2 protein-coding genes and 1 rRNA gene are annotated in these 25,562 nt (G+C 49.9%); 1 reads left to right on the top strand and 2 read right to left on the bottom strand.

Features of this window, described 5'->3' with window-relative positions; all coding sequences use genetic code 11:
- Positions 1-86 (bottom strand): 16S ribosomal RNA (locus ACWGOO_RS17845); the annotation flags it as partial.
- Between the two features lie 590 nt (positions 87-676).
- Here ACWGOO_RS17845 and ACWGOO_RS17840 point away from each other — a divergent pair.
- Positions 677-1,711 carry an alpha/beta hydrolase gene (locus tag ACWGOO_RS17840; protein ID WP_452485581.1) on the top strand — a complete coding sequence of 345 codons (1,035 nt, stop codon included), beginning with the start codon at positions 677-679 and terminating at the stop codon, positions 1,709-1,711.
- Between the two features lie 110 nt (positions 1,712-1,821).
- Here ACWGOO_RS17840 and ACWGOO_RS17835 read toward each other — a convergent pair whose 3' ends face one another.
- Entirely contained in the window at positions 1,822-25,548 is a 23,727-nt protein-coding gene (locus ACWGOO_RS17835) for a non-ribosomal peptide synthase/polyketide synthase (RefSeq protein WP_452485579.1), read from the bottom strand.
- Between the last annotated feature and the right edge of the window lie 14 nt (positions 25,549-25,562).

The raw sequence follows: 25,562 nt of genomic DNA, 5'->3' as shown, positions 1-25,562 counted from the left end.
AAGCTTCTAAAACAACCCCGCTCGACTTGCATGTATTAGGCACGCCGCCAGCGTTCGTCCTGAGCCAGGATCAAACTCTCCATTAAAGACCAACCAAAGCTGGTTTATAGAAAGAGCGATTCGCTCATTTTGAAACTGACGAGATAAAATATCTCTTTTTTACTCCAGCTCCGTTCAGCCTTGCGGCATGTCCGAAACCTTCGCAGTTCACTCACTCGTTGTTCAGTTTTCAAAGATCAAACATTTCTTTTTCGTTGACTCAGCTCATCGCCTTACCAACTCTTATATCTTATCATGTCCGAACCAACTTTGCAAGCTTTTTTTTAAAATCTTTTTTTGTAACACTCGCTCGCAATATTGTATTTCTTGGCCGGAATTAGAATATATCATACTAGATATTTAAATGCAACCTTTTTTATTAAATTGTTTATAACCTCCCGTATTACTCATTACAATTCAATTAATGAATCTACAAAGAAAGGATGGGTAAACATGATAAGAGAACACCATCTCCATAATCACCCACCCTCTAATAGAGAATAGACGGATATTACAGAACTCCATTTTGATGGTTTACATGAATCTTCAGCAAGTCACAAACCACACAAAAGAAATTTTGTTTCATATGACATTAGCTGATGATTAATTATAACGCTATAGAGGAGTATATCTTCAAATGAAGCAACGAAGGCGAACATGGACGAGAATTGTGTTTTTTGTCATCTCTTGCTTACTACTTGTCGTTATCTCTGGATTCGTGTATGAGTGGATTGCATCCAAACAAGATAAATTGCAATACCCTCCTCTGGGGAAAATGGTCGACGCCGAGGGCTATCGGCTTCATATTCAAAAACTTGGTAGTGGCTCTCCGACGATACTGCTTAAATCGGGCAGAGGGGAAAGCAGCCTGTCCTGGAGAGATATTCCCGAAAAGCTGTCATCATTCGCCACCGTTATATCCTATGACCGAGCAGGCTATGCCTGGAGCGAGGAAGCTGCTACTCCACGAACCGGGGAAAACATCGTTCGGGAGCTTCATGTCGCCTTAAAGAATGCAGATATCCAGGCTCCTTATATTCTTGTAGGCCATTCCCTCGGGGGGATGTACTCAAGGCTGTATGCACAAACGTACAGAGACGAGGTGGCTGGATTGGTCCTGGTGGATGCTAGGCCTGAGAATGACGCTCGCCGGACAAATGAAATCTATGCCAAGGAGCAACCTAAGGTCAACCCGTCCCCGCTAATACCAATTCTCCTGAAAAAGTCGGGGGCTTTCCGTCTGTTCCCCAATTTTATGCTAATGGGTCGTGTCGAGTATCAAGATAGAAAATCTTTTGTGAGTATTGTCGCTTCTCCCAAATACTTTCGATCAGTTGCTGATGAGGGTGACCTGGCGAACACTACCGAAGATGCCATACGTGGGCAGCATCTAGGAAACCTCCCTGTACATGTGATTGCCCGGGGCATCCAACAAAATCTGACTCAGTTCGGTATTAGTAAAAACGGAAATGACCAGATCGAACGAAGCTGGCAGATCGGTCAGCGGGAGATGCTCAATATCTCTACAAACAGCAAATTTGTTGTTGCGAAGAAGAGCGAGCATATGATTATCCATAATCAACCAGAGCTTGTCATTCAGGTAATCCGTGAGCTCATCTCCAATATCAGTCCCCCTCAACCAACCGTTTCTAAAACAAACACAGATGATTAGGGGCTTTATATGTTGATGGTTGCATAAAACTCAAAAAGACGCCCGGGTTCCTTTATATAGAAGGAACGCGAGCGTCTTTGCTGTCCAACACTTATTCTCGTTGATTGATCTTAGGACAAAATGGACTTATTTTCAGGTGATGCTTCTGCGACCTTGCGAAGAATCTGTCTTAGTACTTTAGCATTTTCGCCAACATAACCGGAATCAAGCAGCACATCGTGCGTACCGATGACTCCGTACTCCTCGTATTGACCAAGCGTCGTCTGTTGCCATAGCAGTTTATCTGATGATGTCACCGGACCGATGCTATCGTCTTCTGCAATCAAGGCATGGATATTCGCTCGAACTTCACCCGCGTTAATAAGCTCATTTCGGTAGATGGAGTAGATCAACATTTTGTCTTTGACTCGCTCCCTGTCAGATGGTTCGGCCAAGAATGCTTTGTACTGATCCCCAATGCTGTCCAGTACCGCCTCGACGATCTCTTCAAGCTGCTCCGGCGTCGATTCATCCTTGGACATCTTTCTCATAGCATCCACCATAATGATGTCGCTGACATGGTGGCCTCGGCTTTCCATGGCTTGGGCCACCTCGAAGGCTAGATTTCCTCCAAGTGAGTATCCTAGGAAGACATATGGTCCCTCAGCCTGAATACCCACGATGGCATCCCTGTATCGATCCAGCATGTCCTGACCCTGGAAACGATCGCCGATGAATTCCAGCCCGTATACCTTGCAATGTTCTTCCAACTCCTTAGCCATCTCATAGTACCCCAGAGAGTAGCCGACCCGAGGAGGGAAGCAAAACACTTTGAGTGTTCCTTTCCCTGGGAAGTGGATAATTTCCATTTCTTCTTCGTCAGGAGCATTTTTTGCTCGCAACTTGGAAATTTCATGTGCCATTTCTTCCACAGTCGGGAGATTGAACACGAGCTGCAACGGGAGCTGGACACCCATGCCGGACGAGATCTTCTGGATCAATCCCAATACTTTCAGGGAATGGCCCCCAAGTTCGAAGAAATGATCTTTGACTCCGATTTCCTGCACGCCGAGTACCTCGGACCAAATCTGCGCCAGTTCTACTTCTGTCTGCGTACGCGGCGGAATATACTCCGCTGTGCTCCGCAGGAGTGCTTCTGGTGCCGGCAACGCTTTGCGATCCAATTTGCCATTCGGATTCAGCGGCATATGTGCCAACTGTACGAAAGCAGACGGAATCATGTAGCTCGGCAGTTCGCTGGACAGTGCCTCGCGTAACACACCCGCTGCAAGCCCCTCCTCACCCACAAAGTATGCGCAAAGCTGAGTACTTCCAGTTGCATCAGCCAGTGCAAGAACGACTGCTTCCTGCACAGATGGCACTTTAAGGATTTGTGCTTCCACTTCTCCCAGTTCAATGCGGTAACCCCGGATTTTTACCTGGTGATCGATCCGCCCCAAATACTCAATATTCCCGTCTGGCAGCCATCGGGCCAAATCGCCCGTCCGGTAAATCCGTGCTCCCGGTTTGTACGGGTGAGGAATGAACTTCTCTGCCGTCAGGTCCGGCTGGTTGAAGTACCCCCGCGCTACCCCTTCGCCTGCAATGCAGAGTTCTCCCGGTACACCCACAGGTGATACCTGAGCAGCACTGTCCATCATCCATACTTGGACGTTAGCGTACGGTTTACCGATAGGCACATGCGTTAGAGCAGCAGTCTCAAGGCTCGTTGTATATCGGGTCGCATATACGGCCGCTTCGGTAGGACCATAGATGTTCTCCAGCACTGCGTATGGAGATACTTTATAGTACTCTTCCACAAGTTTGGCAGGCAGCGTCTCGCCGCAGGCAAACAGGTATTTCAAAGTAAGGAATCCTTGGCTGCCGCTTTCTTTCAAATATTGAACAAGAACACTGAGCATCGACGGCACCAGATTGAGATGCGTGATACGACTCGTATCCACGGCCTCCAGCAGTGCCACCAGATCTTTGTCCACGCCCTGCGGCAGGATCACGAGGGTTCCCTGCCCAAAGAACCAGCAGAACAGCTCCGGCACGGAGAAGTCAAAGGTGAATGTCGTTTTAAGCAGGAATCGGTCGCCTGCCAACATCGGATATTCAGCTTCCAACTGGCTCAGCGTATGGACGGCAGAGCGATGCTCAATCATTACGCCTTTCGGCTTGCCCGTTGAACCTGACGTGTAAATGATATACGCCAGATGCTCCGGCCCGGCGAGCGGCTCCAGATTCGAGTCATCCGCATGATACGCCTGCGGGTCATCAAGTGCCAGGAGCGTGCCAGCAAACGGAAAACGATCTTTGAGATGATTTTTCGTCAGCAGAAGCTTCGCACCCGAATCCTCCAGCATGTGGCGAATACGATCTTCCGGGAATTCCGGATCAATCGGTACATAGGCCCCACCCGCTTTTAGAATGGCATGGATGCCGATGATCATCTCAAGCGAACGTTCAACCATGATGCCGACTGGCTCGTCCGGTCTGACCCCTTGGGCACGCAACGTACGTGCGAGGCGGTTCGCCTGCTGATGAAGTTCTCCGTAGGTAAGCTTCGTTTCGCCATAGATAAGTGCTGTACGATCCGGTGTGAGCGCCGCTTTTTCCTCAAATATGCCGTGAAGGGTCTTCTCACGCGGATAAGGAGCTGCTGTATCGCACCACACCTCTATAATCTGCGATTTCTCTTCCGGCGTGATCAGCTCCAGCTCATCAATGCGGATGGCAGGATGAACAGATACATTTTCCAGAATTTTCATTAAGTGCCCTTGAATCCGTTCCACACTCTCCTGATCATAGACACGGGCATTGTAACGGTACAAGAACTCCAGATTACGGCCCGGCAGCACAATGAGGTTAAAATCATAATTGGTCTGTTCAAACATCTGAACATCCGTAATTTTGTATTCAGCCTCTTCACTGGCAATTTTCTCTTCCAGATGCTCCTCTACCGGGTAATTCTCGAATACCATAATATGGGAAATTAAATCTTGCTTCTGTTCGCTCTGTGCTTGAATCTCATAGAGCGGATAGGAATCGTAAGCATGTCCTGCCAAATATAATTCCTGCTGTCTTTTCATCACATGGGAGAACGTATCGCTTCCCTCGGCCTGTACCCGAACCGGAACCGTATTAATGAAGAGACCGATCATGCTTTCGATACCCGGAATCTCGGCAGGTCTTCCCGATACCACACTTCCGAAGACGACATCCTGATTTCTATTGTAGCGCTGCAACACGATTCCCCAAGCCGCTTGCATCAGCGTGTTCATCGTTACCTGGTTCTGCTTGGCCACTTGTTCCAGCCGCTCGGTCAGTTCAGCATCCAACGTGAAAACAAGCTTTTCCGACACGTAGGCCTCTGCCTTTGTCGATGGCTGTGTTATCGCCTGCGGCAGCTTCGTCTGCTGCTCGTAGCCTTCCAGATATCCTCTCCAGTATGAGGATGCTTCTTCCTCACCTTGTTGCTCCAGCCATTGAATATACTGGCTGTACGATACAGCAGCAGGAAGTTCAGGCTCCCTCTGCTCGCGCAGAACCCCGTACGTTTCAAACACTTCCTGAAGCACAAGAGGCATACACCAGCCATCCAAAATGATGTGATGTGAGCTCCACAGCAGATGGTAAGCCTCTTTTGCCGTCCGTAGAAGGGTCACTCGCAGCAATGCTCCTTCGGCAAGATCAAAGCCTCTTGCTTTGTCCTGAGCAGTATAAGCTGCAAGACGTGCTTCAATTTCACCGGATTCCAGCTCGTGCAGGTCCTCGTATACGAAGTCGCACGCTCTTTCTTTGAACACAATCTGTATAGGGAAATCGCCCCATCCGGCATAGAAATTCGTTCTCAATATGGCATGCCGTTTCATCAGATGCTTTAAGCTGCGTTTGAAATCCTCAGGATAGAATGCTCCGTGAATTTCAAATTTGGCCTGCTCAAAGTAGACTTCCGAATGAGGCTCCAGCAAGTTGTGGAACAACATTCCCTTTTGCATCGGTGTCAGTTTATACATATTTTCAATGCTGCCGATATGCCGTGTCTGCTCTTCCAGCTCCTCGATTCTTTCCAGGCTGATATCTTTGAGGAGTACATCGCTTGGTGTAAGTTCCGTTCTTTCCTTGCGTACACAATGTCCAATGACTTCGCTAAGACGGTCCTTCAGGATGCCGATAAACTTCGCTACCGACTCCGTGTGGAACTGCTGACGGTTATAGCTGACCGAAAGTTGAAGTCGTCCTTCGACAATCAGTCCATTTATGTTCAATGCCTGATGCTGTACCATCTGCTCACTGACCTCAGATCCTATTGAGTAAGGCGATACCTCCATCATTCCCCCTGCAAGATCCTGGTCGAACTGTCCCAGGTAGTTGAAGATAATCTCCGGTTCAGCCGAGAAGGAGGAGACATCGGATACGTCGCTCAAATATTTCAAAATACCATATCCGACACCTTTGTTAGGAATACGACGCAAACCTTCCTTGACGCGCTTGATTCTGGCGCCGATCTCCAGTTCCTCTCCCATCTCAAGGGCGACAGGGTATTGACTTGTAAACCAGCCTATAGTACGAGTGATATCCAGTTCAGGTACAACAGGCTCCCTTCCATGTCCTTCCAGAAGGATGCCTATACGTTCGATCCCCGTCCACTCGTGAACAGCCATGCCGAGTGCCGTCAGGAGCAGATCGTTAACTTCCGTGTTGTAAGTGCGGTTCGCCTCTTTCAGGAACTGCTCTGTCTCTTCTGGTGACCATCTCACCGTAACAGTCTCGCTGTCTTTGATGAGAAGATCGCCGTCTACCTTGTCTTTTGGAAGAGGGACAAAGCCATCTCCTTCTACCTCTGCCCAATAGCTGCGTTCTTGTTCAGCCTCCGGACTGTTCGCATATTGTGTGATTCCCTGGGCCCATGCACGGTACGAATCCGTCTTCTGCGGAAGCTTGACAGCTTCTCCGCGTGCTGCCTGCTCGTAGCCTTCCTGCAGGTCCTCAAAGAGGATGCGCCAGGATACGCCATCAACGGCCAAATGATGAATCACGATTAACAGATGTTCCCCGTCCGCACAGCGGAACAGGCCAAGTCTTAAGAGAGGCCCATCACCCAGAGAGATGCTGCGCTGAATGGCTTCCGCACCGGCTTCTATTGCCGAAGCCGGGTCTGTTTCATCCCGCAGATCGTGGATCTGGAGGCTATAAAGCTCACCCTCACCTAAGCTGCGGTTCCAGGCTTCAAATCCCCGCTCTCCTTGGCGGAACACCAGTCGCAGTGCATCATGATGTTCTGCAATTTTCCGAACAACCTTGGCGAGCGCATCGGTATTGAAGCCTTCCCGTCTGTACAACATGACCGACTGATTAAAGTGATGCAGATCCGTCGACTGCTCGTCGAAAAATCTGCGCTGGGCAGGTCCCGGTCTTACCGCTCCGTGTACCTCGCCTTGGTCCGCAACTCGGCTGACTGCGCTAACGCGCTGGACCAGCTCAGCAATGGTTGGATAGCCAAACAGATCCTTCATCTCAAGTTTATAGCCTACGTGGAGAAGCCTTGATGATACTTGAATGGATTTGATCGAGTCGCCTCCAAGCTCAAAGAAATTGTCATGGATGCCGACAAGCGGAACACCTAGCACACCCTGCCAGATCGAAGCCAACATGTTCTCCACATCCGTCCGCGGAGCAGTAAAGGCTGCGCCCGCTTTCACACCCGAGCTTGGTTCAGGCAGCGCCTTACGGTCCAGCTTGCCATTCGGTGTCAAAGGCATCACGTCCAGTTGGACGAAGTAGGACGGGATCATATACGCAGGCAGTCCAGAAAGTTCGTTCCGCAGCTCGCTGACAGACATTTCCCGATCAGCTACGAAGTAGGCACACAGCGATTTCTGTCCATGGGCATCTGTCCACGCAACAACGAGAGCTTCCTCGATAAGTAGAATATCCAGCAACTTGGCCTCAATCTCACCCAGCTCAATACGGTAGCCCCGTATTTTAACTTGATGGTCAATACGTCCAATGTACTCAATGTCTCCATTAGGAAGACGACGGGCCAAATCCCCGGTTCGATACATATTTCCTTCCGAGGCGAACGGGTCTCTAATGAATTTTTCTGCGGTAAGCTCAGGACGGTTCAGGTATCCACGGGCTACCCCTTCCCCGGCGATGTACATTTCACCTTCCACGCCCAGTGGCACGAGACGAAGCTGATCATCCAGAATGTGGATGTATATATTGTCTGCTGGCAATCCAATAGGTACGGATTCACGTGTATCCTTCACAGGATCGTAAAGGTGAATCATGCAGCCAACGACCGTTTCGGTTGGACCGTATTCATTGTAGATTTTGATGTTGCCGCCAAAGAGATCTGTGATGGTTTGTGACAAATGTGTGGTCAAATTCTCTCCACCCACAATGAGCTGCTGAATGCGACTTTCCGCCGGGATGGTCATATCTTTAATAAGGCTGAGATGAGTCGGCGTCAGCTTGAGAATGTCCACTGCATTTTCGCGCAAAATATGCTGAACAACCTCCGCTTTATCAATACCATCATAAATCCGTACTAATCCTCCGTTAATTAATGGAGTAAAAATCGACGTCAGCGTCAGGTCAAACGAAATGGATGAGTAAAGCGGGAAATCCGTTGGTTGCCCCGCACAGTAGACCTCATTGGCCCACCAGATGTAGTTCACGATCCCTTTATGGTTAATCATGGTTCCCTTCGGATTTCCTGTCGTACCCGATGTATAGATTAAATACACCAGATCGTTTCCTCTCACAGGCAGATTGGGATTATCCGTCGCGGTTCCGTAGATGTGCGGGGAATCGAGTTCCAGAACAGTCCCTTCAAAGGAAGCCAACTGCGTCAGGTGGCTCTGTGTGAGCAGAATTTCAGCGCCACAATCTTTCAGAATATACTGAATCCGCTCCTGCGGATATTCAGGATCAATAGGTACATAGGCTCCGCCCGCTTTGAGCACACCCATGATGGCGACAAGCAGCTCCACAGACCGATCCGCCAGCAGACCCACCACTTGTTCACCCCGAAGTCTCTGGGCGATCAAGGTGGAGGCCAATCTGTTCGCCTGCTCGTTCAGCTCCCGATACGTGATCTGGATGTCGCCGTTTACAGCCGCAATCTTATGCGGCGTACGGACAACCTGCTCTTCAAACAAGGTATGCAGACCCTGATCACTTGGATAGGTTTGGGCCTTGCCGCCCCAGTCAAGCAGTTTCGTGCGTTCCTCAGGCGTTACAATCTCCAGTTCCTGTATCGTCGCTTGCGGACGAGTAGCTACCTGATCGAGCATTTGCAACAAATGATCTCCGATCCGCGCAATACTTTCTTGCTCATAGACCAAAGCGTTGTAACGAATGCAGACCTTGATATCCTCGCCTGGAATCACAACCAGGTTAAAGTCATAGTTCGTTTGTTCAAACATGGTGAAGTTCGCGACTTCGAGATTGTCTTCATTTTGATTACCCGATTGCTCCACCTGTTCGTCGAGCGGATAATTTTCAAAGATCATAATATGAGAAATCAGGTCCTGCTTTTGGGTTGTTTTCCCCTGAATCTCATACAGTGGGTAGGTATCGTAAGCACGTCCTGCCAGTGATTGTGCCTGTGTGCGTTTCATGATCTCGACAAAGGCTTCGTCTTTGGAGGACTGCACACGGATAGGTACTGTATTAATGAACAGACCCACCATATTTTCGATACCTGCAATCTCAGCCGGTCTACCTGATACAACACCGCCGAAAACCACATCCGAGCTGGCATTGTAACGTTGAAGAATCAGTCCCCAGGCTGTCTGCATGAGTGTGTTGACGGTCACGTGATTTCGCTTCGCGACAACATCCATTTTACGGGTCAAGGATGCACCCAGATGGAGAACATGCTCATTCAGAACATAGCCCTCTTCTTTACCTTGAGATTTCGTTTTGCCTTCCGGCAATACGGTATTCCCGTCATAGTCTTCGAGGTATTGGCTCCAATACGTTGAAGCTTCTTCATCATCCTGTGCATCAAGCCACTCAATATAACGACTATAGGGCTGAGCTGGCGGCAGCACAGGCTGCATTTGCTGGCGCAGGGCAGAATAATAATCGAACAGCTCCTGGGTAATGATCGGGATGCACCAGCCATCCATAACAATATGATGGAAGCTCCATAATACCAGGGAACTCTGCTCCGTTTGCAGGACGGTTACTCGCATCAGCGGGTCCTCCGACAAACTGAAACCTTTAGCCATATCCTCAGCAGTGTAAGCCTTGATCTGAGCTTCTTGCTCCTGCAACGTAGCGGAACGCAGATCTACGTAGCGCAGAGGGATTGACCGTTGCTTAAAGACAACTTGCAGCGGTACATCAGCGATATTGTTGTAAAAGCCGGTACGGAGTATGGCATGTCTTTGCGCCAAAGCCTGGAAGCTCTCGAAGAAGGTATCTACATCGAAGCTGCCTCGCAGCTCGAATGTAGCCTGCTCGAAGTATGAAGAGGAGTCTGGCTCTAGCAGGCTGTGAAATAGCATCCCCTTCTGCATTGGCGTCAGCTTGTACACATCTTCAATCTCTCCAAGGTGGGCCGTCTGCGCCGTAAGTCGATCAAGCTGCTCCAGTGTTAATCCCTGGAACAGAACATCACTTGGCGTAAGCTGTGAGCACTCCTGAGCCACACAATGCTGGATGACCTCGCTAAGGCTTGACTGTAATAATTCAGCAAAATGATTCACCGTCTCCTTGCGATACTGCCTGCTGCTGTACGTAATCGTCAGGGATAGCTGGCCTTCGGCAATCATGCCATTCACATCCAGAGCATACTGCTGTGGTGTGTGGTCGCTGAGCGCCTTACCGACTGAATGTGTGGATAGGCTAAGGGCATTACCCTCCAAATCCTGATCAAACTGTCCAAGATAGTTGAAGGAAATCTCCGGGGCTACTCCGAACCCGACACTTTTTTTCGGTGCCATATACTTCAGAAGACCGTAGCCGATTCCTTTCTGTGGAACCTCGCGCAAATTCTCCTTGATACGCTTGATTCGTGCAGATACTTCCTGTCCGTCTTGAAGGTTCAGCAGAACCGGGTACTGGGTTGTGAACCAGCCCACGGTACGGGTAATATCCAGTTCTGGTATGATCATTTCCCGTCCATGCCCTTCAAGATTGACCAACATTTGCTCCATGCCTGTCCAACGCTGAATGGCTGCCCCGAGAGCAGTCAAGAGCAAATCATTCGTCTCCGTATGATAAGCCCGGTTTGCTTGTCGCAGCAGCAGGTCTGTTTCTTCAGCAGACCACGTTACTGTAACCGACTCGGTATCCCGAATGGTGCCCGGCTCCTGATCCTCATCCTTCGGCAGTGGAGCCAAAATCGTCCCCTCGATCTGCTTCCAGTATGCATGCTCTTTGTGCAGGGCAGGACCTGCTGCATACTTCGCCGCTTGCTCAGACCATAAAAGATACGAATCGGTCTTTTGAGGAAGAACGATTCCTTGTCCATTCAACGCCTGCTCGTATCCCGCTGCGATGTCCTCAAACAGGATGCGCCAGGATACGCCGTCAACTAAGAGATGATGGATGACAATTAACAAATGATCGCCATCTTCACAATGGAACAAACATAGCTTGAACAGTGGGCCGCCTTCCAAGTGGAAGCTTGCCTGAATGTCATCTGCTTTGGCTTGAACGGCAGCTGCCTGGTCTTCTGCCTGCCGCACATCGGCGATGTTCAATGTGTAGAGCTCGCCTTCGTCAGTTCCCCGATTCCAGGCTACATATCCAGCTTCTGTAGGCCGGAAGACCATACGCAGCGCGTCATGGTGGGTGGCGATTTGGGTCATGGTCAACCGGAGTGCAGCCTCATCAAAGCCGTCTTTCCGATAGAGCATGACGGCATGATTGTAATGATGCGGCTCCGCTGTATGGCGTTCAAAGAACCAACGCTGAATTGGCATTAACTCCGCTGCACCTTTGATTTCGCCCTGTTCTGCTATGCGTCCGGCTGCCTGAAGATGCGGGCTTAGCTCGGCAATTGTCGGATATTTGAAGAGATCCTTCATCTCTAACTTATATCCGACCTGGAATAATCTGGAGGACACTTGGATCGCCTTGATGGAGTCACCGCCCAGATCGAAGAAATGATCATGAATTCCGACCTGCTGCGCTCCCAATACACCTTGCCATACGGACGCCAGAGCTTCCTCAGCCGTCGTCCTTGGCGGTTCATAAACCGCTCCAGTCTGCACATTGGCCTCTGGAGCCGGAAGCGCCTTGCGATCCAGCTTGCCATTTGGCGTCAATGGCATCTGTTCCAATTGCATGAAGTAAGACGGAATCATATAAGCTGGCAGTTCAGCAGCCAAGGCTTTTCTCAATTCGCCCACCGTCAGCATCTGATCGGCAGTGAAATAGGCGACAAGCACCTTTTGTCCACTTCCATCCTCCCGGGCGAGCACAACGGCCTCCCTTACAGACGGAGCATGGAGCAGCTTCGCTTCCACTTCGCCCAGCTCGATACGATAACCCCGGATTTTAACCTGATGGTCAATCCGTCCCATATACTCCATGCTGCCATCCAGCAGCCAACGTGCCAGGTCACCTGAGCGGTACATACGCTCGCCCACTGCAAACGGATGAGCGACAAACTTCTCTTCCGTCAATTCCGGTCGGTTCAGGTAGCCGCGCGCCAGGCCTACACCCGCCACGTAGAGTTCACCCGGAATGCCAATCGGCTGTGGACGGCGCTGTTCATCCAGAATGTACGCACGTAGCGTCGGAATCGTGGTGCCGATATTGCTGCGGCCCTGTTCAATTTCCAACTCTGTAATTTCCTTGTATGTTACATGTACGGTCGTTTCGGTAATGCCGTACATGTTGATGAGCTGCACTTGCGGGTACTTCGTTCTCCAGTCCTTGAGCAAGGCCGGGCTTAACGACTCTCCACCGAAAATAATCATGCGGAGGCTCAGCTCTACTGCGTGATGACCAAGCTCTTCCTGTAGTAACTGATAGAAGTATGTCGGCGTTTGGTTCAAAACGGTGACCTTCTGGTCTTTAAGCAACTGCAAGAAACGATCCGGACTCTTCGCCGTAAGCGATGGAACGATAACCAAACGTCCTCCGTTCAGCAATGCCCCGTACATTTCCCATACGGAGAAGTCAAAGCAGAACGAATGGAACAGTGTCCATGTATCCTGAGGACCAAAGTCAAACCTATTTTTATCATTAAAGAGCAAGCGAACTACATTTTTGTGTTCGATCAGCGTTCCCTTTGGCTTGCCTGTCGTACCCGATGTGTAGATGACGTAGGCAAGATGCCCCGGTCCGGCTGCAGGCTTCAGGTTGGAGACATCTTCCTTGTAAGAAGCTGTCTCGTCCAGATTTACGATGTCCCCGGAAAAGAAGACATGTTTCTCCAGATGCGCTTGTGTCAGCAATAGTTTGGCCCCCGAATCCTCAAGCATAAAGCGAATTCGGTCCTCCGGATATTCAGGGTCCACAGGGACATAAGCCCCGCCCGCCTTCAAAATGGCCAAAATCCCGACTACCATTTCAAGGGAACGATCCGCCATGATTCCAGCCAAACTGTCTGGTTGCAGGCCACGATCCCGGAGCGTTCTGGCAAGTCCATTTGCCCGCTCGTTCAGCTCGCTGTAGGACAGGGTTGCCTCTTCACATACGACTGCCACTGCATTCGGAGTACGGGCAGCCTGTTCCTCGAACAGCACATGAATCGTCTTGTCACGAGGATAATCTGCTCTAGCTTCGGCCGGCTCCTGCATCAGCTTTAATTTTTCCTGCGGTGTCACGATATCAAGGGAAGACAACGGCAGTGCCGGATTGGAGATGGCTTCCCGAATAAGCTGTACAAAGTGACCTGCCATTCGTTCAGCAGTCTCTCGCTTGTAGATCGCAGTCGCGTACTCAAGCGTACAGTTCAATGCCCTATCCGCTTCACTCACCGTCAGCGTGAGGTCGAACTTGGCAGCCGGATGTACATTATCGTAAGGAGTGAAACGCAATCCCTCTATTTCTTGTTCCCCCTGCTCGATATTTTGCAGGACAAACATGGTATCAAATAGCGGGTTACGGCTCAGGTCACGCTGAAGCTCCAGATTTTCTACCAGCTCCTCGAACGGGTAATCCTGGTTTTCATAGGCCCGCAGCGCTGTTTCCTTCACTTCCTGCAAATAAGCCTCGAAAGGCTTCTCTCCTTCCGGATAAGTACGCAGCGCCAGTGTGCCGACGAACATACCGATGAGACCTTCGAGTGTCGCATGGGATCTTCCTGCCACAGGTGAACCGACAATGACATCTTCCTGACCTGTGTACTTGTGCAAGAGCGCTGTATAGGCTGCTAGCAGCACCATGAACAGAGTGGAACCCGTTCGGGTAGCCAGCTTCTGGAGTGAAGCACTCAGAGAAGAATCAATCTGGAAGTCGATTCGATCGCCCGCAAAGCTTCGCACCGCAGGACGAACTTCATCTCCCGGCAAATCCAGCACTGGCAAGCTTCCGCGGAATGCATCCAGCCAGTAAGCTTCCTGGGCTTTGAGACGTTCGCTTCCAAGTTGCTCTTGCTGCCATACGGCATAGTCTGTGTACTGGATCTGTAGCGCAGGTAATACGTCCTCCTCTTGATAAAAGCGGAGAAACTCTTCTATGAGAATATTCATAGAAACACCATCTGAGACAATATGATGCATATCAAACAACAGTAAATGGCGCTCATGCGCAATCCGGATGAGGCCGACCCGCAGCAATGGAGCCTCGCCAAGATCAAATGAACGGACAAATTGCTGAAGGGAAGCTTCTGCCTCCTTCTCGCTCAACTCCGCATATTCCACAGTAAACGATACATCAGGCAGGATCTGCTGTACGGGTTCACCGTTCACAGTCACAAAACGGGTACGCAGCGAAGCATGGCGATGAATCAGACGACGGAATGCCTGCTCCAGCCGTTCCCGATCCAAGGCTCCCTCAACCGTAAGGATACCCGGCATATTGTAGCTCAGCTCTCCACCTTCCAGCTGACTTAGAATAAACAGTCGTTTTTGGGCCGAGGACAATGGGTAGTGCTCACGCAGTCCCGCTGTAGGGATTTCTTCAAAATCCAGCGGTATATAGCTCTCAATTGCATGAGCTAACCCTTCAATTGTTGGTGACTGGAACACTTCTCTCAGACTAATCTCGCGGTTCATTTCCTTGCGAATTCGTGAGACTAGCAGGGCTGCACGTAGGGAGTGACCTCCAAAGTCAAAGAAATTATCCTTCACTCCCGCACTCTCTACACCCAACACTTCTTGCCAAATTTCGGCCAATTGAATTTCTACAGGTGTATTTGGAGCCTCAGATGAAGCAGTTGCCCATCCACGCTCGCCCTGCAGCGCTTTTCGATCGATTTTTCCGTTCGACGTCAGAGGCATGTCCTCCAGTTGTATGAAGCGGGAAGGGATCATACATCCAGGTAACATCTCCGACAGAACAGCCCGAAGCTCGGATACCTCAAGTTTCTGAGCCGCTACGAAATAAGCGACTAGATCTTTGTAGCCTTCATCGCCTTCTACAGCCATGGCTACGACTTCATGAACGGACGGCACTCTGAGCATTTGTGCTTCTACCTCGCCCAGCTCGATACGGTAGCCGCGAATTTTGACTTGGTGATCTATTCGACCTAAGTACTCGATGGTTCCATTCGGTAACCAGCGAACCAGGTCACCCGTCCGATACATACGCTCTCCTGGAGCAAACGGATTATCCACGAACTTCTCATCCATTAACTCAGGCCGGTTATGATACCCCCGTGCTAACCCGATACTCGAAATGCATAGCTCTCCAGATACGCCGACAGGCAACAATCTGAAATGGTCATCCAAGATGTACACACTATGGTTAGCAATAGGTCGTCCAATAGATACAACATCCGTTGCTTCCTCACTGTCCGGAACGGACCAGGTTGTGGTGCATACGGAGTCCTCCGTTGGGCCATAGCCATTGAAGTATTGTACATGCTTCCTCCACTTTTCGATCAACTCGACCGATGCGGCCGATCCGGCGGTTAGCAGGCACCGCAGTGTTGGCAGACGCTCCGGATCAAGATGGATAGCGTAAGCGGGTGGCAAAGTCGCTATCGTAATTCCCTTGTCGTTTATGAACTGCTCAAACAAGGCATAATCCAAAATATCTTGTGTAGAAGGGATGCACAGAGCAGCACCTTGGCTTAGTGCCGTTAAAATTTCCGAAACCGATGCATCAAATGACAAACTTGCAAACTGAACGATTCGGTCCTGCGGTGTAACTTCGAAGAGTGTCTCGTATACGTCCGAAAGATTTTGCAGTCCCCGATGCTCGACTAATACGCCCTTAGGCTGACCCGTCGTACCTGAAGTGTAGATCACGTAAGCCAGATCATCCGGGCCAGCAGTATCCTCCAAATTCGAGGTGTCATCATCATAGGTCGATGGTTCATCCAGCAGCAAAACATTTTCCGTCCATCCGAGATGCTCCAAGAGACGGGCCTGTGTAAGGATCAGCTTCGCCCCGGAATCTTCAAGCATGTAACTTATTCGTTCTTTCGGATACTCTGGATCGATTGGGACATAAGCCCCCCCAGCTTTCATAATGCCGTAGATTCCAACGATCATCTCAGGTGACCGTTCAGCAATCAGTCCCACCAGATCTCCCGTCTTGATTCCCTGAGTACGCAGCTTTCTTGCCAGTCCGTTGGCTTTTGCATTGAGCTCGGCATAGGTCAGCATCTCATCCTCGAATAGAATGGCCGTCGTGTCTGGCGTTCGTCCCACCTGTTCCTCCAACAGCCCATGGAACGTGCTACAGTGCTCGTAACTGACTTTCGTGTTTCCCCATACCTTCAGAATCTGCTCTCTCTCCTGCGGCGTGACCAATTCCAGAGCATCCACGGAAATGGCAGGGTTCTCTACAATTTGTTCCATGAGGTGAACCAGATGTCCCTTGATTTGCTCAATCGTCACTTGATCATAAACAAGTGCATTGTATTGGAACAGTAACCTCATCTCTTCGCCAGGGAGGATAATTAAATTAAAATCGTAATTCGTTTGCTCCAGAAGCTCAGCGTCCTCAATCTCAAAGTCAGCCTCGCCACCACCCAGACGCTCTACCTCCTCCTCCACAGGATAGTTCTCAAACACCATAATATGTGAGATTAAATCCTGTTTCTGATCGGTCTGAGCCTGAATCTCAAACAGCGGGTAGGTGTCGTACATATGAGAAGTCATAAATTGTTCCTGCTGCTGCTTCATCAGAACTGAGAAGGGGAGATTTTCCTCCGTCTTCACACGTACTGGAATCGTATTGATGAACAAACCGATCATTCGATCAATGCCTGGAATTTCTGCCGGTCTGCCGGATACTACACTTCCGTATACGACATCCCGGCTACCGTTATAGCGTTGAAGCGCAATGCCCCAGATAGACTGCAGCAATATATTTACCGTGACATGAGCGTCTCTGGCCACCTTTTCAAGGCGCTCAGTCAATTCCCTGCTGAGGGGATAATTCAGCTTTTCTGCTACATATCCTTCTCCCTTACTTGCTCCCCCGACTTGAGGTAAAAGCGTCTGCTGCTCGTAACCGGCCAGATAGCGGCTCCAATAGTTGGCCGCAGCTGCTTCATCCTGCTTTTCCAGCCATTCGATATATCGACTGTACGGCTGAACCTCTGCCAGCTGCGGCTCTCTTCCTTCCAGGAGGGCAAAATAGTGTTCAAATACCTCCTGCGTAATTAACGGAACACACCATCCATCCATGACGATGTGGTGGAAGCTCCACAAGAGACGGAAGTTCTCTTCATCTGTTTGTAAAATCGATACACGGAGAAGCTCGTCTTCAGCCAGGTTGAAGCCCTGTGCTTTGTCCTTAGCACCAAATGTCTTCAGGTAAGCTTCGCGCTGCGATGCATTCATCTCCCGCAGGTCTTCGTACACCAATTTAGCGCCTCTATGCCGAAATACAACCTGCAAAGGCTCGCTGCCCCATCCGCTGTAAAAGTTCGTGCGCAGGATGGCATGACGCTCCACCACTGCATCCAGACTGTGTCCGAAGGCGGTCGGATCAAAGCTACCCTTAAAGTCAAAGGCAGCCTGCTCAAAATAAGCACCAGTATGCGGCTCAAACATATCATGGAACAGCATGCCCTTCTGCATCGGCGTCAGACTGTATACATTCTCAATATCGCCTATGTGGCTGGTTTGCCTAGAAAGCTCTTCCAGATCGGAAATACTCAGACCCTTCGCAAGCACGTCACTTGGTGTCAAAGCGGTTCTTTCCTGGGTTACACAATGATGGAGAAGCTCCCGCAAGCTTTCTTCAATATATCCAGTGAGTTGCTCCATCGTAGATGACTTATACTGTTTTCCGTTATAAGTGATCGTCAGAGAAAGGGCTCCGTCCGTCACCATGCCATTGATATCTAGCGTATAGGCTAGTTCCTCCGACAAACTTTGGGCATTTCCGGTCGAATAAGGCGAAATCTGCAACGAGCTTCCTTGCAAATCCTGATCAAATTGCCCCAGATAGTTAAAAGAAATCTCAGGCTGCAAACTGAAGCTGTCTGCGTCCACCTGACTCGCCATCGTTTTGAGTAACCCGTATCCGATACCTTTGTTCGGAATTCGGCGCAGCCCTTCTTTCACAGACTTGATCAAGGATGCCACTTCCGGGTCATCCCCCAAGTCTAAAATCACCGGATATTGACTTGTAAACCAGCCGACGGTACGGGTGATGTCGATATTCGGTATAATCGGTTCACGACCGTGTCCTTCCAGATTCACAGCAATCTTTCCGATGCCAGACCACTTGGATACCGCCATGCCCAGAGCGGTCAATAGCAGATCATTCGTCTCCGTTTGGTAAGCACGATGGGCTTTTCTCAACAGTTGATCGGTTTCTTCTACAGTCCATTGTGCTGTTACCACTTCGCTATCCCGCAAAAGAAGGTTTTCCACAGCTTCATCCTTCGGCAACTGTTCAAGTTGCTGGCCTTCCAGGTCGCTCCAATACGCCCGATGAATTTCGATTGCCGGGCTTTCCGAATAACGAGAAAGGGCATCACCCCAGTTACGGAAGGAATCCGTCTTCTGCGGGAATGTCAGCACTTGTCCTTGAGTGACCTGTTCATAGCCCGCTGCGATATCTTCAAACAAAATCCGCCAGGATACCCCGTCCACCACCAAATGGTGGATCACGATCAGGAGATGGTCTCCATCCTGACAATGGAAAAGCCCTAGCTTCAGCAGAGGACCTTCTGCCAGATTTATGCTGCGCTGAATGTCGTCCGACAGCGTTGTAATGGCTGCGACCGGATTGGATTCATTCCGTAAATCAGCGGTAAGCAAGCTATAAAGCTCTCCTTCTTCAAGACCGCGATTCCAAGCCTCGTAACCATGTTCCGTCTGACGAAACACCAAGCGAAGGGCATCATGATGCTGGGCGAGTTTTGTCAGCACACGGTGCAATGCCTTTTCCTCAAATCCCTGTTCACGGTACAGCATGACCGCTTGATTGAAGTGATGGGGCTCTGTCTGCTTCCGTCCAAAGAACCACTGTTGGACTGGAGTCAAGCAAGTCGCTCCACGCACAGCTCCCTGTTCGGCCATGCGCACAGCGGTTTGTATTTCCGCGCCTAGCTCCGCAATGGTTGGGGATTTGAACAGCTCCTTCATCTCTAAGCGATAACCAGCCTGTAGTAGCCGTGACGAAACCTGAATGGCCTTAATGGAGTCTCCTCCCAGTTCAAAGAAATTGTCATGGATACCCACCTGTTCTGCACCCAATACCCCTTGCCAAACAGACGCCAAGGCTTCTTCCGCCGGTGTACGGGGAGCCGTATACTTCCGTCCCGTATGCGCGCCCACTTGAGGAGCTGGCAGAGACCTGCGGTCCACTTTTCCGTTAGAGGTTAATGGCATACGATCCAGCTGCACAAAATAGGAGGGAATCATGTAGCCCGGAAGTACCTGTGATAGGGCAAGACGCACTTCTCCTGCCGTGAGCATAGAATCCGCCACATAATAAGCGCAAAGCTGCTTCTCTCCAAGCTCATCCGCGCGAACAACCACTACGGCGTCGATGACCGTCTCCACCTTGGCCAACTGAGCCTCGATTTCGGGGAGCTCAATGCGGTAGCCACGTATTTTGACCTGTTCATCAATCCTTCCTTTAAATTCCAGATTTCCATCTGGAAGCCAGCGTACCCGATCGCCAGTACGGTAGCAGGGTTCTCCGTCCTTCACGGGACTAGAGACAAATTTCTCTGCCGTGAGATCGGGACGATTGAGATATCCGCGCGCCACACCTTCACCGCCGACAATCAGTTCGCCCCAAGCCCCAATGGGTTGTAATTGAAGCGATCCATTGACCACATAAGCGGTCGAGTTACTAATCGGGCGGCCAATCGGCACCACCCCTTCAAAACGACCCGGAATCTTGTAAGTGGTGGAGAATGTAGTATTCTCTGTCGGACCATAGCCATTGATAGGGACAAGATCAGGATTGGCCTCGATCACACGGTTCATATGAGATATGGACAGTACGTCACCGCCGACCAACAATGTTTTTAGCCCACTAAACAGGTACTCATCTTGCAGTGAAAGCTGATTAAAAAGCGGTGAAGTGAGCCACAACGTCGTAATCCTGTACTTGGCGATGGCAGCTTTGAGTCTATCAGCAATCAGGATGTCGTCGTTCTCTACGAAATAGAGCTGTCCGCCGTTAAGCAACGCCCCCCATATCTCGAAAGTAGAAGCATCGAAGGCCACAGCTCCTGTCTGCAAAATTCGTGTGGATTCATTCAACTCCACATAGTTAGTGTCTTTGACCAGACGGACCACGTTCCGGTGTTCAACCATAACACCCTTCGGTCTACCCGTCGTACCCGATGTATAGATGACATAAGCGAGTCCCTGCGATCCATGGACAGTCTCCTCCGGCTGGGCAGGTTCGGCTGCATAAGCCTCTTCACTGCTGAGGTCGACAATCGGTAAACCGTAGTCAACACTTACAAACTCACTCTTTTGCACCAGTAGTAGCTTGGCGCCGGAATCATTGAGCATATAACGAACCCGGTCTTCCGGGTATTCGGGATCAATAGGCACATAGGCTCCACCCGCCTGTAGTATCGCGAGCATACCAATGACCATCTCGATACTTCGTTCGCCCATCACGGCCACAGGCTGCTCCCTCAACGTTCCCAAGCGACGCAATGTTTGGGCCAGTCGCCCCGCCTTCTCTTCCAATTCGAGGTAGGTTAGCTGGACGTTGCCGAATACAAGCGCCGTCTGCCCCGGTGTACGCTTTACTTGCTCGGCGAACAGCTCATGAATAGTCTTCTCACTTGGATAAGGAGTCGATGTCGCGTTGAATTCTTCAATGATCTGCACCTTCTCCTCCGGTGTGATCATCTCAATCTCCGCCAGTTTCAACTGGGGATTGGCAGCGACCGCATGCAGAACCCGGAGCAAATGCATAGCAAGTCGCTCTACACTCTCTCGCTGATATAAAGTCGTACTATACTCCAAACCAAAAGCTAGTTCTGCTCCCTGTTCCTCCACATTAAGTGACAGGTCAAATTTTGCTGTGACTGTCTCCAGCAGGTAAGGAGTAAAGCGCAACTCACCCATTTCCTGTGATTCCTGCTCCGTATTTTGCAATACCAATAGGGTGTCAAAGAGTGGATTGCGGCTGACATCACGTCCTACGTCCAGCTTCTCGACCAGTTTTTCGAAAGGATAATCCTGATGCTCGAACGCCTTGAGCGCCGTTTCCTTGACTTCCAGAAGATAATCTTGAAATGTCTTATCTCCCGCAGGGTAGCTACGCAAGGCAAGTGTATTGACAAACATTCCAATGATACCCTCAAGCTCAGCATGTGGTCTTCCGGCCACTGGAGAACCTACGATGATGTCCTCCTGCCCTGTATATTTGTGCAGCAACACCGAATAAGCCGCCAGCAACACCATATACAGCGTAGTACCTGTACGGGATGCAAGCTCTTGTATTGCCTTATTACCGGACTCATCCAATGTAAAATCAATTCGGCTACCCTCGAAGCTCCGAACAGAAGGTCTTTGAAAATCCGTAGGCAAATCAAGTACCGGAAGCTCTCCTTCAAAAGCCTGCAGCCAATGCGCTTCATGCTCTTGCCATTGGCTCTCTGACTGCCCTCGTTGCCACACGGCATAATCCTTGTACTGGATGTGCAGCTCTGGTAGCTGTTCCTCTTGATACAATTGAGTGAGTTCCCCCACCAATATTTGGATGGAAATTCCATCTGAAATAATGTGATGCATATCAAACAGCAACAGATGACGTTCCTCTTGCAGCTTCACCAAGCCAACACGCAGTAATGGGGCCTGGCTGAGTTCAAAGGCACGGATAAAGCTGCGTATGAGATCAGCCGTCTCCTCTACCGAAGCTTCTGTGCAGTCCAACGCAAACGGCACTTCCTTATGCACGCGCTGAACAAGCTCTCCATCCTTCATATAGAAGCCCGTTCTCAGCGATTCGTGACGCTGGATCAGTACCTGGAACGCAGACTCCAGCCGTACCCGATCCAGCGGCCCATCCACTGTGAATGCCCCAGGCATATTGTAGCTGAGCTCTCCCCCGTCCATTTGTCTCAACACATATAACCGCTTCTGCGCTGAGGACACCGGATAAGCTTCGCTTTCCTCCGCCTGTGGGATAGATTCGTACACTATCGGAATGTGTTTTTTGACTAGTTGCGCCAAAGACTCGACCGTAGGCGATTGAAATACTTCGCGCAGCGAAATGCTACATCCCAACTCTTTGTGAATCCGCGAAACGAGCAATGTTGCCCGCAAAGAGTGACCACCAATTTCAAAGAAATTATCTCTGACACCGACGCGGGCAACTCCCAGGATATCCTGCCAGATGAGCACCATCTGCGCTTCCGCAGCAGTTCTCGGAGCCAAATAAGCCTCGCTGGATTGTACACTGCCTTCAGGAGCTGGCAGCGCGCGACGATCCAGCTTGCCATTTGGCGTAAGCGGCATTTGCTCTAGCCGGACAAAATAAGAGGGGACCATGTAAGCTGGTAGTTCTGCCGCCAGCTGAGACCTCAATTCCCCCGGCGAAAGGTCGCTGGAGGCTGCATAGTAGGCGCAAAGCAATGTTTGGCCCTGTTCATCGTCCCGTGCGAGGACAATCGTTTCCCGTACGTTTGGATCCTTGAGAATTTGGGCTTCCACCTCGCCAAGCTCAATTCGGTAGCCGCGAATTTTGACCTGATGGTCGATCCGGCCCAAATATTCGATATTACCATCAGGCAACCAGCGAGCCAGGTCTCCAGTACGGTACATGCGCTCTCCCGTCCGAAACGGATGCTCTACGAATTTTTCAGCCGTCAACTCTGGACGATTCAAATACCCTCGGGCTAGACCGTCGCCCGCGATGTATAGCTCGCCCGGAACCCCGACAGGCTGCAGGCGTTTGTGCTCATCAAAAATGTAAGCGCTAAGTGTCGGAATCGTTCTACCAATATTGCTTTTCCCCGCTTCAATCTCATGTTCCGTGATTTCCTTGTAGGTGACATGGACCGTTGTTTCCGTAATTCCGTACATATTAATCAGTTGCACATCAGGATACTTGACCCGCCAGTTTCTCAGAAGAGACGGGCTTAAGGCCTCTCCACCAAAAATGATTTTTCTAAGGCTAAGCTCTGTCGAAGAGTGCGCCAATTCCTCCTGTAGCACCTGATAAAAATACGTCGGCGTCTGGTTCAAAATGGTGACTTGGTTGTCTTTCAACAACTCCAGGAAAGCTGCTGGACTCTTGGCTGTAAGAGCCGGGACAATCACCAATTTCCCTCCGTAGAGAAGGGCTCCATACATCTCCCAAACGGAGAAATCGAAGCAGAACGAATGGAATAGCGTCCACGTATCCTGAGCGCTGAAATCAAATACATTTTTATCGTTAAAGAGCAGTCGAACTACATTTTTATGCTCGATCAGCGTTCCCTTTGGTTTGCCAGTTGTACCCGACGTATAGATAACATAGGCCAGATTGCTCGCCCCCGAAATGCTCTCCAGATTCGAAGTGTCTCCTCTATACGATGCAGCTTCGTCCAGACTCACAAGCTTTCCATCAAATGTGGTGCACTCCCATAGATGGCTTTGATTGAGCAACAGACGGACTCCTGAATCCCCTAGCATGTAACGAATACGTTCTTCGGGATAATCGGGATCAATGGGCACATAGGCTCCTCCCGCCTTCAAAACCGCCAGCATGCCGACGACCATCTCCAGGGAACGATCAGCCATAATCCCCACGAGTACATCTGCACCAACGCCTTCGGTGCGCAAATATCTCGCAAGCTGGTTAGCCTGCTCATTTAGAGCTAGGTATGTAATGCTCTGCTCGCCCATCTGAACGGCTACGTGATCTGGCGTGCGCTCAGCTTGTTCTTCGAATAAGCCATGGATTGTCTTCTCACGCGGATAATCGGCTGCAACGCCTTCCGAAAGAGCCAAAATAGATTGCTCTTCTGCTTCACCCAATAACTTTACCTCTGCGATGGAAAGCTGCGGTGCATGAATGATCTGCTCGGCGATCGTAAGCAACTGGGAAACCATGTTCTTTACTTCACTGCGTTCAAACAGCTTCGTCCGATAATCGACATCCAGTACCAGCTCGCCTTCATCCAGGAGCTCCACGATATGAAGCACGAAATCGTTCACTTCGTCGTTGCAGAAATCATAATCCATCAAAATGCACACGTCATCCAAATCAACCCAATTGATAAGGCGGTATTCCATGGAAACGCCAAAAAGCCGCTGAATATCCTTGTTACCATGCATTTCTCTAAGATCCTGAATTAACTGATTATATGGATACTTCTGATGCCGCAGGACCGACATCTGATCCCTGGCTACATCCTGCAGGAAGCTCAACACATCCATATCCTTTTCGACGTATGTTCTGGCTGCAGCCGTGCTGACGAACATACCTATCTTTTGCTTCTCTTTTTTGTTTCCCCGGTTAGCGAACGAAGTACCAATTACCACATCCGGCTGATTCGTCACTTTGTGTATGTAGATATACATCGCACCCATGAAGAATTGGAACAGAGAAATCCTGTTCTGTTGGCAAAATGCCTGTAGCTCGTGATATAGCACCTCTGGCACGGTAAAATGCTCCCGAACGGCGTGGGTACTCAGAGATAACGGATTATATGACTTCCAACCCGTAAGTTCAGGCAAATTCGAAAATTTATCCAGCCAGTATGCCTTATCCTTTTGGTATCTGTCAGAAAGCTCATATGCGTTCTCTTCTGCAATATATTGAATATAAGAGCAATCGTCGTTCAGCTTCGGTTCATTTCCTTGAATTAAATCCATGTAAAACGCTGTTAGCTGATTGCCATAGACCACCATTGAAATCCCGTCAGAAATAATATGGTGCATCTTAGTGTTAATCCAATACTCGTCCTCGCTAATCTTCACAATTAAAAACCGGAAGAGTTCAGAATCCAGCAGTGGCAAGGGTTTTCTTTTGTGTTGCTCAAGTAAGGCCTCCACCTCAGAGATACTTTCATAGTGGGTAAGATCCAGGTACTCCAACTGTCTCTCTTCATAAGGAACGACATACTGTTGAGGCACTCCATCCACTGAGGTAATACGAATGCGGAACGCATCATACTGTTTGATAATCAAATTAATGGACTGCATGAAGGCAGCGATATTTATATGACCCTTCATCTTAGCTGTACCGGAAAGCTGTGACACTGACGTATCTGGGTAGAGTAATTCGGTATACCATATACGCTTCTGCGCATTTGTTAAATCATATAACTGCATGTCTTTCATCTCATTCACTCCTA

It is taken from the genome of Paenibacillus sp. NPDC055715 (assembly GCF_053617595.1).
This window is presented reverse-complemented; position numbering and strand designations above follow the sequence as displayed.

Excerpts from the sequence above, each read along its gene's own strand:
- ACWGOO_RS17840 (WP_452485581.1), top strand. The coding sequence starts at position 677 with ATGAAGCAACGAAGGCGAACATGGACGAGAATTGTGTTTTTTGTCATC.
- ACWGOO_RS17835 (WP_452485579.1), bottom strand. The coding sequence starts at position 25,548 with ATGAAAGACATGCAGTTATATGATTTAACAAATGCGCAGAAGCGTATA.